Genomic DNA, 14,692 nt, shown 5'->3' with positions numbered 1-14,692 from the left:
TTGCAACTAGCGGGCAGTTGCAGACCCAACACCAGGCCGGGGCCCGGAACCAGAGCGGTGACGAGCCGACCAAGTTGCTCCCGCACCTTCGCGAAGCCTGACGCAGGCCGCCGGCCGGCCGCCCGTGCCGCGACGAGGAAGTCCGGCAGCTCACGTCTGCCGGGGTGGCGCGCTCGTTTCAGAAAGTCACCCCCACGCTGAAACGCTGGGCGGTCTCCAGCCGGCCGTGATCGGTCCAGCCGTAATCCAGACGAAAGTCATACCCATCGACTTCGATATGCATGCCTGCCCCAAGCGTGAGTCCAACTTCCGAATCTTTCAAAAAAAGATTTTGATAGCCGCCGCGCAGCGCCACGCGCTTGAACAACCGCCATTCCGCGCCCACGCTCATGCTTTCGGTGTTGTCGCTGGGATGATGAGCCTCCGCCGCCACCTCCAGCACGCTGTGGCGGCTCACCCGCATCGGCCACGCCAGGCCGACCCGGAAGAGCACAGGCAGCGAAAAGCTTTCGGTGACGAGTGCGGCGGGCAGGCTGCTGTTGTCGCCGTAGCGGTCGGGATCACGATCATAGAGAATGCGCAAATCCCGGCCGTCATACTTTGCCGGCAGGCCGAAATTGGACAGACTGGCACCGATGCGCAGGCCGCTTTCGGAAATACGGTAGAGCGTGCCGACGTTCAGCGCAAAGGTGGCAAGTGAGCTGTGCCAGATGGTCTCGCGGATGTAATTGAGCTGCACCCCGACGGCAAAGCGGTCGGAGATCTGGCGGCCAAAACCCAGCCCCAACGCCAGGTTGGAAACGGTGTATTGCTCCCCGGTGCCCAGCGGTTGTTCCACCGTGCGCACGGCAATCTCGCCGGAGTTGAGCGCGGTGACCGTCAACAACAGGCTGCCCAGTTCGCCGGTTTGCAGCGCAGCGGCCGCATGATTGTAGGAGATATCCGCCAGCCAGGCGCTGTGGGTGAACTGTGCGCCATAGCCGCTGTGATGCCCGAGAGCAGCGGGATTGTAATAGGCAGAAAGAATTTCATCTGCGGAAGTGACGCCGGCGTTGCCCATGCCTGCCAACCGGGCGCTGGGCTCGATCAACAGGAACTGGCCGATGGTGGTGCCGGTCTTGCTTTGCGGCCATGCCGGCGGTGCGAGCGCCACCAGCGCGAGTGCCAACGGCAGCATAGAGGAGATTCTCTGCATAACCGAACTCCCTGAAGAAGAGGGCACGGCAGACGCGGCGGCGGCGCGGGCCGGCCCGCCGTGCCAAGCAGGACTACCTTTTTCCGGATTCATTTAATGATGGCAAACTTGCCGATGTGAGTCGCCATGCCGGGGGCTTCCACATGAAAAAGATACAGCCCGGGCGCCACGTCGAGATTGTCCTTGCTGCGCAAATTCCAGGGCACCATGCCGGTGGTGGAAGCGTCATGATACAGCGTTTGCACCAGCTCACCGCGCACGGTGTAAATGCGAATCGTGCAATTTTGCGGCAGGTTGCGAAACTCCAGACGGCGCTCGCCGCGGCCCGAAATGGCAAAGCGTTCCGCCTCGAAGCTGGCCATGCCAACATAGGGATTGGGCACCACATAGGGCGCCTGGGTCGCCTCCGCCCGCGCCTTTTGGGGGCTGATGAACTCGCCGGTGGTTTGGAAGCGGAACAGCTCGCCCTCCTCGAAAGGATAGATCAGCCGCGCCTCATACACGTCGCCCGGCGCCGGCAGCCGCAAGGGACCGCGCTGCGCCTGGCCGGTGGTGTCCAGCGCCACCCGCCAGGTTTCATAAGCCCGGGAATCATTCGGCAGGTAGGTGACGACGTCGATGAATTCATCCGGGAAGGGCAGGCTCAGCTTGCCATCGCCGTCCCGGTCCAGAAAGTAAAACTTCATGCGCAACTCGCCCGCGGGCGTTTGGGCATACACCCGAAATTTTGCCGGCCGTGCGCGCAGCAAGCCAAAACCGCGCAGCGAAGTGTCGATCGGCACGTCGCTGAAAGTGAGCTTCAAATCATAGGGGAAGCCGGTGCGCCGCAGATTGATCGGCAGCGCAGTGCGGTAGCTCACTTTGAGACGCGCGTTGGTACTGCTGGTCGGGGTGAAGCCGCTGCGCAGCGAATCGACACTCACCGTGCGCGGCGTGCTCACCACCGGCAGCAAGCCCAGTCCCACCTGGCCGATGCCTTTGCCCTCCAAATCGTAGCCGTTGGAGAAAATGACCCTGCCGCTGGTGCTGTCAATGAGATCATAGTAGGCCGCGCGCACGCTGTCAGCCGCGATGCCTTTAAACTTGAGATGGAAGACATGGTTGTCCGGCACCAGCGCCGAGTTCACCACCTCCACCCGCACGCTGCCGGTACCGCGGCCGGCAAGTTGGGTGGCATTGGAAGCCGCGGCGGGAACGTAGCCATGCACCCGGGGATTGGGCCGCACCGCCACGACATTCTTCGGCAAAATCGTGCCGCCCCGCGGCGTGCGCGAAACCGTAATGGCATTCTCCGAAGGGTAAAACCCCAGCGAATCCGAACCATGATCGTAGGCAGTGACGGCGTAGTAGTAAAGCTGGCCGTTGGTCACCGTGGTGTCCAGGAAGGTGTGCGACAGGCCGTCATCATTGCCGAGATAGTAGGACACGCCCTCCACCTGCTGCGGCGAGAAGCCCTTCTTGCCATTGACCAAATCGAATTGCGCGATCGGCCGGCCGTTGCCCAACGGCCCGGTGCCGCGGCCGGTGCTGATCACCTTGGGATCGCGAAACTCCGGATCGCTCGAGCGGTAAACCCGGTAGCCTTCGAAGTCATTCTCCAGCGAGACGGGATCGACGCCGCGTTCCGCGAGATCATCCCACGACAGCCGCACGTAGCCGTCGCCGCTCTCCGCAGTCACGGTGGGCAGGGGCGGTGGCACGGCAAATTGATAATTGGCGTTGTAGATGAGCTGAACGGTTTTGACGGTGTTCTCCAACTCCTGCAAATCGGCCCCATAAGCCAGCGCCAGGCTGAACCGTTCGGTTTTGCCGGCTTTCAGGGTGAAGGGCCCGGAGGCAAACAGAAACGCGATGTTGTAGTTCAAAGCCAGCGGTGGATCGAAGCGCTTGGCCTCGTCGGGATCGGTGAACTGGTCATACAACCGTTTCGGCCAGTTCTTGCCATCGTCAAAAAAGACCAGATTCTCGACTTCCTGATTGGGATTGCCGGAACCGGGGCGAATGCGGTTGAATTTGAAGCCGGTGAGGCCGATCTGATCGGATTCCTGCAGATCGGTGCGGTCAAAGCTGGGTTCGCCGGCGGTGGGCATGCGGTCGCCTTCACCGGTGTCGAAGGTGCCGAAGACGCCGTCGGCGCCGGTATCGTGCAACTCGGCGACCCAGTCCATGTCTTCATCGCCGGTGAACCAGCGCGCGGCACGGTAGGCGGCGCGGCTTTCGAGCGTGCCGATGGCGCGGGTGAAATCGGCGGCATTGTAGTTGGCGAGAAAATAGGCGCGGATGTTGTCCTGGCCTTCGAGCAACTGTCCGGGCCCGCCATCGCGCAGTTCGTCAATGATGCCGTCACGATCATTGTCGATGCGGTCGAACGGTTTGCCGGGAGTTTCCAGATAACTGTAGCCGAGATAGCCGGTGGGATAGCAGTTGGTGCCGAGCGCGTCGCCATGCCCGAGCTTGTCCCAGGTGTAAACCAGATTGAGGCCCAGCGCCTTGGTGTAGAAGGCATTGTCATCATCCGATTCCGCCACGCCGTCGCAGGAGAGCGAGGAGCCGCCGACGCCGGAGTCCATGTAGAGTCCGAAGATGATATTCTCGTTGTAATCGGTGGTGCCTTCGTTGGTGATGTCGTAATGCCAGAAGATCACGTTGGCGGCCTGCGGGTTGTTCCATTGAAAGCCGCGCACTTCGATGCGCAGCCCCAGGCCGCGGCGGGTGGAATCCCGGCTGTCGGGGTAGAAATCCCAGGCATCGTAAAAATCGTCATCCATCACGGTGAAGCTTTCCAGATCGGCGTTGGGGCGCTTGCCGAAATAGCCGTTCCAGCTTGCGCGCCAGCCCGGGTCATCAGGGTCGTTGACCTTGTCGGGCCAGAAGTCGGGCCAGGTGCGGGGGTCATTGCTCACCGCCGGCGAGCGGCCCTTGTTGATGGCGGGATCGGCTTGAAAGAAGCCCGGCCGGGGCTCGAAGCGCATGACGCGATTGCGGAAGGGGCTGATGCCCTGCCGCTCGCGGTAGCCGGTCTCCATGATATACACCTCGCGGCCGTTGCGCTCGCGCACTTTGGCCAGCACGAAGGGAGTGATGCCGTCGGTGTAATTCAAGCCGCTGCCTTTGGGCACCTCGGCCGAGTGGAAAACGCTGAGATCGACGCCGAGGGGGTCGGGCGGATAATCCCCCACCATGCCATAGTTGTAGAAGAACGTGCGAATATTGGAGGCATCATGCGTGCCCTGGCGCTCGGCATCGACACGCCCGCGCTGCTCCGGCGGCACCACCGGCTGCAATTGCGCCCGGGCGGCCGTCCCGGCCAGCAGCAGGGCCAGCAGGACAATCATTTTGACACGAGCCATTGCTTTCTCCTTAGCCATCGAATTCACAGCCCGGCATTCACCGTCAGCCCCAGTTCGATGCGCCGTGGCGGATAATAGCGCTGCGGATTCGCCAGCGTCACGCGATCGGCCACCGGATTGAGGGAATAATCAGGGCTGCCGGTGTTGCTGAACACGAAGCCGTTGGAAAAGCGCGCATCCAGCAGGTTGAAAACGCGGCCGAACACGCTGCAGTCCAAATTGGCCAGGCGAAAAAACTTCTCCGCGCGCAGATCCACCAGCACGAACGCGGGCTTGCGGCCGGAGTTGGCTTCCAGATCGGCACCGAAGCCGGAGCCGATCTCGGGGGTGTAGGGCTGGCCGCTGCCGAAGCGAATCACGGTGCTGAGCGCGTAGTGGCGCGGCTGATCGAGCGTGATGGTGGTATTGAGGGTGTGGCGCTGATCCCAGTTGAGCGGCACCTGCCGCGGCCGCGGGTCTTCGCCGGCCGCCGCGCGTGTGGCGGTCTCGCGCGGATCGCTGGAATTGCCCATCGCACGCTGCCAGGTGTAATCCAGCATCGTGCTCACCGGGCCGAGACGGCGTTGATCCAAAGACAGGGTGAAGCCCAGCACACTGCCGAAATCGACATTGGTCAGGCGGGCATATTCCGCCGCAGCATAGGTCGAAACGAACTCCACGCCCAGCAAATCGCGAATGTCCTTGTAGAACACGCTGAAATCCAGCCCGAGGAATTCGGTGATGGCGTGCTTGTAGCCGAATTCATACTGCACCGTGCGCTCGGGCTTGATGTCCGGATTGCCGAGCACGCCATAGCTGATTCCGCCCGCCTGCAGTTCATCCAGCACCTGGTAGTTGGAGTTGGCGAAAATTTGCCCCAGCCCCGGGAATTGATAGAAATGGCCGTAGGCAAAGAACAGGGCGGCGGTGGTGGTGATCGGGTAGGACACGCCCAGGCGCGGGGCCAGCGATATTTTCCGGCTGGTGGGTTTGGGGACGGAGCGCGGCGCGCCTTGAATGGCATTCGCCGGATTTTGCAAATCGCTGGGGAGGGTGGCGCGCGCGTCAAAATACTCGAAGCGTGCGCCGGCGCGCACAATCAGGTCATTCCACTCGATTTGATCCTGCGCGTAGGCCGCCAGCGAAATCGGATGATACTTTTGCGGGTCGGGATAATCCGGCGGCTCGTTGACATGGCGCACCACCAGCGTGCCGCCCGGGCTGACGAGATGGCCGGGCGTGCCGAATTTCAAATCGGAGTATTGCACTTCCGCCCCAAATTTGAGCAGATGATCGCGCCGCACCTGGCTGGTGAGGGCGGCTTTCAGCACATAGCTGTTGGTGCGCTGCACGAAGCGCGTGAAATCCACCCCCTGCACCGCCGAGCCGAGATAGAAATTGACGTCACCCTGCGCCGGCCCGGCGGCATCGTAGCGCGGGTCGAACACGTCAGCATAACGATAGTCATGGTAGTCGAACAGATTCTGCCGCAGACTCAGGTTGTAGTAGGTGCTCTTCGAAAGCGTGTGTGTCCAGTCGAAGCCGTGCACCAGCGAGGCGGTGCGCTGGGTGGCCGCGCCCTCGGGATTCAGGCGGAAAAAGAAATTGTAGCGCTTGGCATCGACCCAGTTGCCAATCGCCTGATACGACAGCTCGATGCCGGGCAGCGCGCGGTTGGTGAGCTTCACCAGGCCCGACCATTCCCGGGTGTATTCCAGCGGCACTTCTTTGCCGTCGCCGCCGGGCGTGAACACCTTGGCCTCGAAATCGGCGCGATCGGTGGGCTGGAACAAACGGGTGCCGAACACATAGCCGTCGCTGACATAACGCCGGCCGCTCACAATAAAGTAGGTTTTGGGCAGTGGCGCCGGGCCGCTCACGCTCAGTTGATAGTTTTGCTGCGCCAGCGGCCGCAGCCGGTCCTGCACGTTGCGGCGCGGTCCGCTGGCAAAGACGAAATCGCTCAAATAGGCCTCGCCACTCCAGCGGTAATTTTCCGAACCGCTTTTGAGCACGGCATTGACCACGCCGCTCATTGCCTGACCGTATTCCGCGTCGAAGGTGCCGCTGATGACCTGCACCTCCTGCAGCAGCGAGCGGTCGATGCGCAGCGTCGAGCTGTTGTCATAGGGATTGTTCACACTCACGCCGTTGATTTGATATTGCACCTCGCCCAGCCGGCCGCCCCGAAAGTGGCCGTCCACCACGCCCGCCTGGAGATTGACCACATCATTCAAATCCTGCACCGGCAAGGTGGCGAGATTCTCGGTGGTCACCGTCGCAACCGAACTGGTGAGATTGACGTCCACCACCGGCCGTTTCGCCACCACCACCACTTCCTCCCCGGTGAGCGCCTCCTCTGCGAGCGCGGCATTCAGCGTGGTGGTGTTGTTGGAGGTGATCAGCACGTTTGTCATCACCAGAGTTTGATAGCCGATGACGCTGAACTGCACCCGATAGCTGCCGGGCGGGATGTTGAGGATGTTGTAGTATCCCTGGCCGTCGGCAGCAGCACCCAGCGTGGTGCCGATGATGATGACATTGGCGCCCGGCAGGGGCTGGCCTTGCCTGTCGAGCACGCGGCCGGCGAGCTTGCCGGTGGTGCCGGCCTGCGCCACGGCGCCCAACAGCAGCAGCGCAAGCACAACCGTCAGCCGGCCGAAACCGGCTGTGCGCCCGCGGTTCGTGCTGTCCAATGCCGGGCCTTCATGCTCCCGGCTGGCGGCGAAAAATGCTCTTGCGGATCGCAGGAACATGTCTTGTCTCCCACAGCTAGGGTTCAACGCCGGAGAAATTGCTGCTTCATAGTTCTTTATATTTTCGGAGAGGAATGACTTGCCAGTTGTGAAATGGTCTGTCCCCCGGGGATGCTGCCTGCCGGCCGCGTCAGGGCTTCCCCGGGGCCGCGCGCGGGAGCTTTCGGTGCTGCCGCGCGTCACGGGAAAAGTCTCTTGATTTGTTCTGTCGAATAACCTTCCGCCCCGGTGGCACGACAGGCGGGGGCGGCGCTGGCAGCAGCCCCCCAAAACCCTGCCACGGAAATGAAGTCCCACGGAAAACCATCTTTCGGGAAAATGCTTCGCCCATGAAAAAGTGAAGTTCCACAAAAAGCTTTTTCGTGGGAGTGTATTTTCGTGGGAGAGAAAATGCGGTGATGTCGCCGCTGCTGCCAGGACAATACCTGCCGGCGTAACGATGACACGGCGTGCTGAATCCGCGGACCACACGCCGGGCTTTCCCGGCAAACGCCTGCCGCTCTGGTTTTGCCGTCCGGGCGGCAGCGGCATGCCGCTGCCGCCCGGACGGCTCGAATCGACGGAGATCACTTCAGCAACATCATGCGGCCATAGAGCGTGCGCGCCGTCTGGTTGCTGCCACGCGCGGTCATCTCCAGCCGGTAGAAGTAGATGCCCGACTTCAGCTTGCCGGCATCCACCAGGATCTCGTGCCGGCCGGCAGATTGCAGGCCGAGAGGCCTGACCATCACACTGCGGCCGAGCAGATCATACACCCTCAGCGTCACCAGCCCGTCGGCCGGCATGCCGTAGCTGATGGTGGTGGTGGGATTGAAGGGATTCGGATAATTGCCGTACAGCGTGAAGACATCCGGCACGCCGCCGGTGCCGCGATCCGCCACGCTCACCACCGTGCCCTTGTCCATCAGAGCCCAGGCGGGCGCCGCGTCGATTTCACGCTCGCGCATCCACCACACGCGGTTGCCGTAGTTGTCCGCCGGGTTGGCAAAATTATCGCCGTCGAACAGCGTGGCACTGAGGAACAACACGCCGTCGCCCAGGCCGGTGGGATAACCGAACTTGGTCAGATCGAGCGCCATCTCGATCCAGTACCCTTCATCCACATCGTTGAAGTTGTTGAGCGTGGTGTTGGGTTTCAGGGCATACGCCACTTGCGCACCGCCCGTGGCCAGCAAATTCACCAAATCGCCGGTGGCGAGCAGCGCCCCGCTGGAGTCGATGTGGACTTCCAGGTTGCGGCGCAGCAGCACATGATTGTCGCTGTCCAACGCGGAACGGTCATTGATGATGAAGCGGATGCCGTCCCACTGGTCGAAGTTGCGGTTGCCCCACACCGCCTGGTCGCGTACGTCCACCCCCAGGTAAAGCATGTCGCCCTTGAAGAACCATTTGATCGTGGCGTCCGCCGGATCCAGCACCGCGGCGCGGATGCCGTTGATCTCCGGCTGAAATTCGCCGCTGCGATAGGGCCCGACACTGGAATAGGAATCCCGCAGCGCGCCGTCGCCGTAGCGCAAATCCAGCCCCGGCACCTTCTGCCATATGCCTTCCTCGAGTCTGCCGTCAATTGCCGGTGCCGGATTGTTGCCGGCATTGGGAATGACGACCTCCGGCCCGATGGCCGGCAGGGTGGTGGAATTGATCGTCACATCCGGCCGGGCGTGAATGCGCAGCACGTTGAACCAGTTGGCATTGCCCCACGGCCCCTGCAGCCAGGTGCGGTTGCTGCTGAACTTCGCAGCGTCGAACGGCCACTGCCAGTCGGCATCATAAATCGAAATGTTCAGCTCCACGATGTCTCCCGCCGCCCGGGTCACGTCATAGCCGCGCGGCGTCAGGTTGATCGCTATCTCGGACGTGTAGCTCTCGTCCAGGATCGAATCCGAGTTGGTCAGACCCACCACCGTGGTGGCGGCGTTCCAAATCTGCGACTTCACCGCATCGCGCGGCCCGCCCTCGCTGCCAAAGTAACCCGGCGAGGCGCCCACCAAACCGGTGGTGGGATCCGCCCACGGCTCCGCCAGCCAGGCATAGAAAACCTCGAAATGCGGCGCCGGCCGGCTGGCCTTGGAATGATCGCGAATATTCATCAAAAAGCCGTCGAACTGGTTGAACAGCTTGCCGCCGATCGACTTGTCCTTGCAGGTGATGCCCAGCCACAGCCAGTTGTCCTGCACCAGGAATTTGATGGTGGCGTCGGTGGGATCGCTGGTCGTCACCCCGCCCTCATCCTTCCAGCCGCTGCCGGGGATGATGGCCGTGGATTGCGGATACTTCACGCTCACCGTCTGGGCCTTGCTCCAGGCGGCCTCATCGAGTTTGCCGTCGAGCGTGAGCGCGGCACCGGCGGTGGAAAGCGCCCACACGGCATCCAACCGGCTGGTGGTGTTGAGCGGCGGTTCCACCACCGGCAGCAGGGTATTGGGATCCATGTAGCCCCAGGCGGGCGCCGCGTCGATTTCACGCTCGCGCATCCACCACACGCGGTTGCCGTAGTTGTCCGCCGGGTTGGCAAAATTGTCGCCGTCGAACAGCGTGGCACTGAGGAACAGCGCGCCGTCACCGCGGCCCGCAGGATAGCCAATCTTGGTCAGGTCGATGGCCATCTCGATCCAGTAGCCCTCGTCCGGCACGAAATCGTTGAGGGTGGAATTGGGCTTCAAGCGATACGCCACTTGCGCGCCCTTGACGCTGTCACTCAGCAGCACGCGCAGGTGGCCATCCGGAACCAACGCGCCGCTGGAATCGATATGCACCGTGATCTCGCGGCGCTGCATCACGTGGTTGTCCTCATCGAGCGCGCTGCGGTCATTGATGATGAAGCGGATGCCGTCCCACTGGTCGAAGTTGCGGTTGCCCCACACCGCCTGGTCGCGCACGTCCACCCCCAGGTAAAGCATGTCGCCCTTGAAGAACCATTTGATCGTGGCGTCCGCCGGATCCAGCACCGCGGCGCGGATGCCGTTGATCTCCGGCTGAAATTCGCCGCTGCGATAGGGCGCGATGCCGGAGTAGGAGTCGCGCAGCGCCTGGTCGCCGAAGCGCAGATCGAGACCCGGCGCCTTCTCCCAGGCGACTTCATCCAGCTTGCCGTCGATGGCGGGGTCGGCATGCAGCGCGGCATTGGGAATGATGACATCGGCACCCACCTGCGGCACGGCGCCGGAGTTGATGGTCACGTCCGGCCGGGCATAAATGCGCAGCACGTTGAACCAGTTGGCATTGCCCCATGGCCCCTGCAGCCAGGTGCGGTTGCTGCTGAACTTCGCAGCGTCGAACGGCCACTGCCAGTCGGCATCATAAATCGAAATGTTCAGCTCCACGATGTCTCCCGCCGCCCGGGTCACGTCATAGCCGCGCGGCGTCAGGTTGATCGCTATCTCGGACGTGTAGCTCTCGTCCAGGATCGAATCCGAGTTGGTCAGACCCACCACCGTGGTGGCGGCGTTCCAGATCTGCGACTTCACCGCATCGCGCGGCCCGCCCTCGCTGCCAAAGTAACCCGGCGAAGCGCCCACCAAACCGGTGGTGGGATCCGCCCACGGCTCCGCCAGCCAGGCATAGAAAACCTCGAAATGCGGCGCCGGCCGGCTGGCCTTGGAATGATCGCGAATATTCATCAAAAAGCCGTCGAACTGGTTGAACAGCTTGCCGCCGATCGACTTGTCCTTGCAGGTGATGCCCAGCCACAGCCAGTTGTCCTGCACCAGGAATTTGATGGTGGCGTCGGTGGGATCGCTGGCCGTCACCCCGCCCTCATCCTTCCAGCCGCTGCCGGGGATCAACGCGGTGCTGGTGGGATATTGCACCTGGATCGCCTCGGCCTTGCTCCAGGCGGCCTCATCGAGTTTGCCGTCGAGCGTGAGGGCGGCGCCGGCGGTGGAGCGGGCCCACACCACATCCGGCCGGTTGGTTGGCTGCGCCAGCACGGGCAGCGCCGCCAGCAGGAGCAGAAGGCTAAAGCGCGCAACAAATATTTTGGGCTTCATGACCGCAGACCTCCTTTTGTTTGGATTGAAGTGGGATTGCCTTGGCTGCGTACGTATGAGAAACGGTTGGGAAACCGGTTCAGCTTGCAGGCGAAGGGGACGGCACGCCGGGCGCAGCCGCCGCGCGGCCGGCCTCCTCAGCCGGCACCGGCCGCGCGGTCCGCGGGCAGCCGCACGATTCCCGCAGCACCAGCCGCGTGGGAATGATGGCACGCTGCCTGGGGTAGCGGCTCTTTTTCTGCAAGACCTGAAACAGGCGGTGGATCGCCTGCGCGCCCAGCTCACTGATGGGAACATGCACCGAGGTCAGCGCGGGCGAGAGATAGCGCGCCAGCGGAATGTCGTCGAAGCCGGCCAGTGCGATATCCTCCGGCACCCGCACGCCCATCTCGCGCAGGGCGCTGAGTGCGCCCAGTGCCATGGAATCGTTCGAAGCAAAGATGGCATCCGGCCGCGGGCTGAGCGTCATGAGGCGGCGTGCCGCCTCGTAACCGGAGGCTTCGGAAAAATTGCCCGGCACCACCAGTTCCCCGGCGCAGGCCGCGCCGCCGTCGCCGAGCGCCTGGCAGTAGCCGCGCAGACGCTCTTCGGCATCGAGATTGTGCTCCGTGCCCTTGATGATGGCGATGCGCTGAAAGCCGTGGCCGAGCAGATGGCGCACCATCTCGTAGGCCCCGTGGAAATTGTCGATGTTGAAGGAGTCGAAACTGACATCCGCCACGTTGCAATTGAGCAGAACCACCGGCAGGGTCCTGGGCAGGTTGTTCTTGAGCGTTTGTGCGTCGATGTGGGGGGACATGATGATCAGGCCGTCGACGCGGCCGCGCATCACCTGCAGCGCGCCGGCCAGGGCCTCGCGCGTGGTGTGCGAGCTGGAGACCAGCAGATGGTAGCGGTTCTGCTGCGCCGCCTGATCGGCGCCGCGGATGACTTCGGAGAAGAACTCCCCGTAGACGTCGGGCAGCAGCAGGCCGATGGCGTCGGTGCGTTTCATGCTCAGACTGCGGCCGGCGGCATGGGGGGTGTAATGCAGCCGGCGCGCCACCGCCAGCACATGGCGGCGCGTGTCCGCGTCCACCGCCGGCGCGTGGTTGAACACGCGCGAGACCGTGGCGGTGGAAACGCCCGCTTTCCTGGCGACCTCTCGGATGGTCACGCTCATGACGGCGATTTTCCCTTCGGTACAGCCGGAAACAGCCGCGGGAATGCCGGACTACCGGCTTGCTGTAAACGCTTACATTTTTCCGCCCCCCCGGGCGGGGGGCAAGTCGCGCTGAAATGTAAACGGTTACATGATAACCCGAAAAATGAAAATGTCAAGCGGAAATTGCACGGTGCAAAAAATCTTTTGGACATGAGTGAAGTCCGACTCGGGCGCGGCGCGTTTTTAAATTTCGCAAAATCTGCTGCCCAAGTCGGACTTCGCCCTTTCGCTATTTGGTCTGTGCCAGCTCCTGTTCCATGATGGCGAGCCAGCCGGCGTTGGCGGGCGGGAGTTTGCCGTTTTTTTGCAGGGCGCGCAGAATCTGCAGCCCGCGGTTGAGGTAGTCCCGTTTTACCGGCGGGGGAGAAATGAGGCCGAGTTTGTAAAAGCTGACCACGAGATCGAGCTGGGGTTCAAGGAGATTGGGCTCCTGGGCCGCCAGTTTCAACCGAATGTCCAAAGCTTTCTCATAATACTGCCGCGCCGCAGAGCCCTCGCCGAGGCTTCTCAACAAATCCCCCATCTTACTGTAACTCACCGACAGGTCGCGGGCGTAGTCCGCCCGATTGGGCTCCTGGGCCGCCAGTTTCGCCGCGATTTCCAAATCTTTTTCATAATACTGCCGCGCCGCAGAGCCCTCGCCGAGGCTTCTCAACAAATCCCCCATGTTATTGTAACTCACCGACAGGTCGCGGGCGTAGTCCGCCCGATTGGGCCCCGCCTGCGCCAGTTTCAACCGAATATCCAAAGATTTCTCATAATACTGCCGCGCCGCAGTGCCCTCGCCGAGGCTTCTCAACAAATCCCCCATTTTATTGTAACTCACCGACAGGTCGTGGGCGTAGTCCGCCCGATTGGGCTCCTGGGCCGCCAGTTTCGCCCGAATCTCCAAAGCTTTCTCATAATACTGCCGCGCCGCAGAGCCCTCGCCGAGGCTGATCAACAAATCCCCCATCTTATTGTAACTCACCGACAGGTCGCGGGCGTAGTCCGCCCGATTCGGCTCCGCAGCCGCCAGTTTCGCTGCAATCTCGAGAGCTTTCTCATAATACTGCCGCGCCGCAGAGCCCTCGCCGAGGCTGCTCAACAAATCCCCCATCCGTTCATAGCTCTCCGACAGGTCGCGGGCGTAGTCCGCCTGATTGGGCTCCTGGGCCGCCAGTTTCAACCGAATGTCCAAAGCTTTCTCATAATACTGCCGCGCCGCAGAGCCCTCGCCGAGGCTTCTCAACAAATCCCCCATCTTACTGTAACTCACCGACAGGTCGCGGGCGTAGTCCGCCCGATTGGGCTCCTGGGCCGCCAGTTTCGCCCGAATGTCCAAAGCTTTCTCATAATACTGCCGCGCCGCCTGAGAATTGCCATAGTCAACCCAAATATCGCCGAGTGCCCTATAAGCGCGAGCCTTTTCGCTTTCATCGCCAGCGTCCTCAAAAGCATCTCGTGCTTGTTCATAGTATCTCCGGGCATCTCCACTTTGACCGGCAATCTCATAAAGAATCCCCAGTTTGTAGGCAATACGGCCGCGTGCCAGAAGTTCTGCCGGAGAATTTCCCGTGGCATATTCTTCCAGCAGACTGTGAAGCAACGCGAGGCGCTCGTGTCGTTCCGACTCACTGAGGTTTTCTTCCGGCAGTTCTCTGGTTTTCACCGTCTTCTCAAACAGGGTATCACGCAGGGGTGAGGGGATCGCAAACTCATAGAGGCCGCTGTGCCAGTCCCAAAAATCCGGCGCCCCCTCGGCCAAAAATCGAACAATGGACTCCGGTATCCAAAAAATCAGGGGGCGATGCAGCCGCTGCAGGCGTCCACGCTGCCAATTGAGAATATCCAAAGCCTGGTGGCGCTTCTGGGGGTCATGGGAGGGCACGAGTCTTTCCAGGCCGGTGATGAACAAGATCGCATCCGGAGGTGAAGCGTGCGCTGCTTGTTCGAGTGCCGATAAAAAGCCAAAATCGTCGGGCAATTCGACGTCGATCACCGGTCGGCCAACAATGGCCCGCAGCCGCGCCATCAATTCCAGCCGGTAAACCGGCAAGTTACAACGCACGAAATAAAGCGCAAAGCCCTGCGCTCTTTTCAAGGCACGAAGCAAACGCCGAAAATCCGGCGATTCCAAAATCTCCTCGAACCCGGTCTCGACGGCTTCTTGGGCTGGCGTGATGGGCTCGAATATGGCGGCAGCTTTTTGCAGCTTTTCAGTCATTGTGGTGCCATGA

General features: G+C 62.0%; 6 protein-coding genes. All 6 read right to left on the bottom strand.

Going from position 1 to position 14,692, the window contains the following annotated elements:
- Window positions 1-178: 178 nt before the first annotated feature.
- The 6 genes from ONB52_00725 to ONB52_00700 all read right to left on the bottom strand — a co-directional run bounded on the left by ONB52_00725 (window position 179) and on the right by ONB52_00700 (window position 14,679).
- Window positions 179-1,195, bottom strand: a complete 1,017-nt coding sequence (locus tag ONB52_00725; protein MDZ7414662.1) for a PorV/PorQ family protein — start codon at window positions 1,193-1,195, stop codon at window positions 179-181.
- 89 nt (window positions 1,196-1,284) lie between these two features.
- On the bottom strand, window positions 1,285-4,545 hold the full coding sequence (locus ONB52_00720; protein ID MDZ7414661.1) for a hypothetical protein: 3,261 nt from the start codon (window positions 4,543-4,545) through the stop codon (window positions 1,285-1,287).
- 23 nt (window positions 4,546-4,568) lie between these two features.
- Window positions 4,569-7,280, bottom strand: a complete 2,712-nt coding sequence (locus ONB52_00715) for a TonB-dependent receptor (protein ID MDZ7414660.1) — start codon at window positions 7,278-7,280, stop codon at window positions 4,569-4,571.
- Window positions 7,281-7,846: 566 nt separating this feature from the next.
- Entirely contained in the window at window positions 7,847-11,269 is a 3,423-nt protein-coding gene (locus ONB52_00710; protein ID MDZ7414659.1) for a T9SS type A sorting domain-containing protein, read from the bottom strand.
- 79 nt (window positions 11,270-11,348) lie between these two features.
- A complete protein-coding gene (locus ONB52_00705) occupies window positions 11,349-12,431 on the bottom strand; it encodes a LacI family transcriptional regulator (protein MDZ7414658.1) in 1,083 nt (360 codons plus the stop codon).
- A gap of 271 nt (window positions 12,432-12,702) precedes the next feature.
- Window positions 12,703-14,679: a tetratricopeptide repeat protein gene (locus tag ONB52_00700; GenBank protein ID MDZ7414657.1), complete on the bottom strand. Its 1,977-nt coding sequence runs from the start codon at window positions 14,677-14,679 to the stop codon at window positions 12,703-12,705.
- Window positions 14,680-14,692: the final 13 nt, after the last annotated feature.

Source organism: candidate division KSB1 bacterium (genome assembly GCA_034506255.1).
In the GTDB taxonomy this organism is placed as follows: Bacteria; Zhuqueibacterota; Zhuqueibacteria; order Zhuqueibacterales; family Zhuqueibacteraceae; genus Coneutiohabitans; species Coneutiohabitans thermophilus.
This window is presented reverse-complemented; position numbering and strand designations above follow the sequence as displayed.

Bases quoted from the DNA above. Each gene is read 5' to 3' on its own strand.
- ONB52_00715 (MDZ7414660.1), bottom strand. From the start codon at position 7,280: ATGTTCCTGCGATCCGCAAGAGCATTTTTCGCCGCCAGCCGGGAGCAT.
- ONB52_00700 (MDZ7414657.1), bottom strand. From the start codon at position 14,679: ATGACTGAAAAGCTGCAAAAAGCTGCCGCCATATTCGAGCCCATCACG.
- ONB52_00720 (MDZ7414661.1), bottom strand. From the start codon at position 4,545: ATGGCTCGTGTCAAAATGATTGTCCTGCTGGCCCTGCTGCTGGCCGGG.
- ONB52_00705 (MDZ7414658.1), bottom strand. From the start codon at position 12,431: ATGAGCGTGACCATCCGAGAGGTCGCCAGGAAAGCGGGCGTTTCCACC.
- ONB52_00710 (MDZ7414659.1), bottom strand. From the start codon at position 11,269: ATGAAGCCCAAAATATTTGTTGCGCGCTTTAGCCTTCTGCTCCTGCTG.
- ONB52_00725 (MDZ7414662.1), bottom strand. From the start codon at position 1,195: ATGCAGAGAATCTCCTCTATGCTGCCGTTGGCACTCGCGCTGGTGGCG.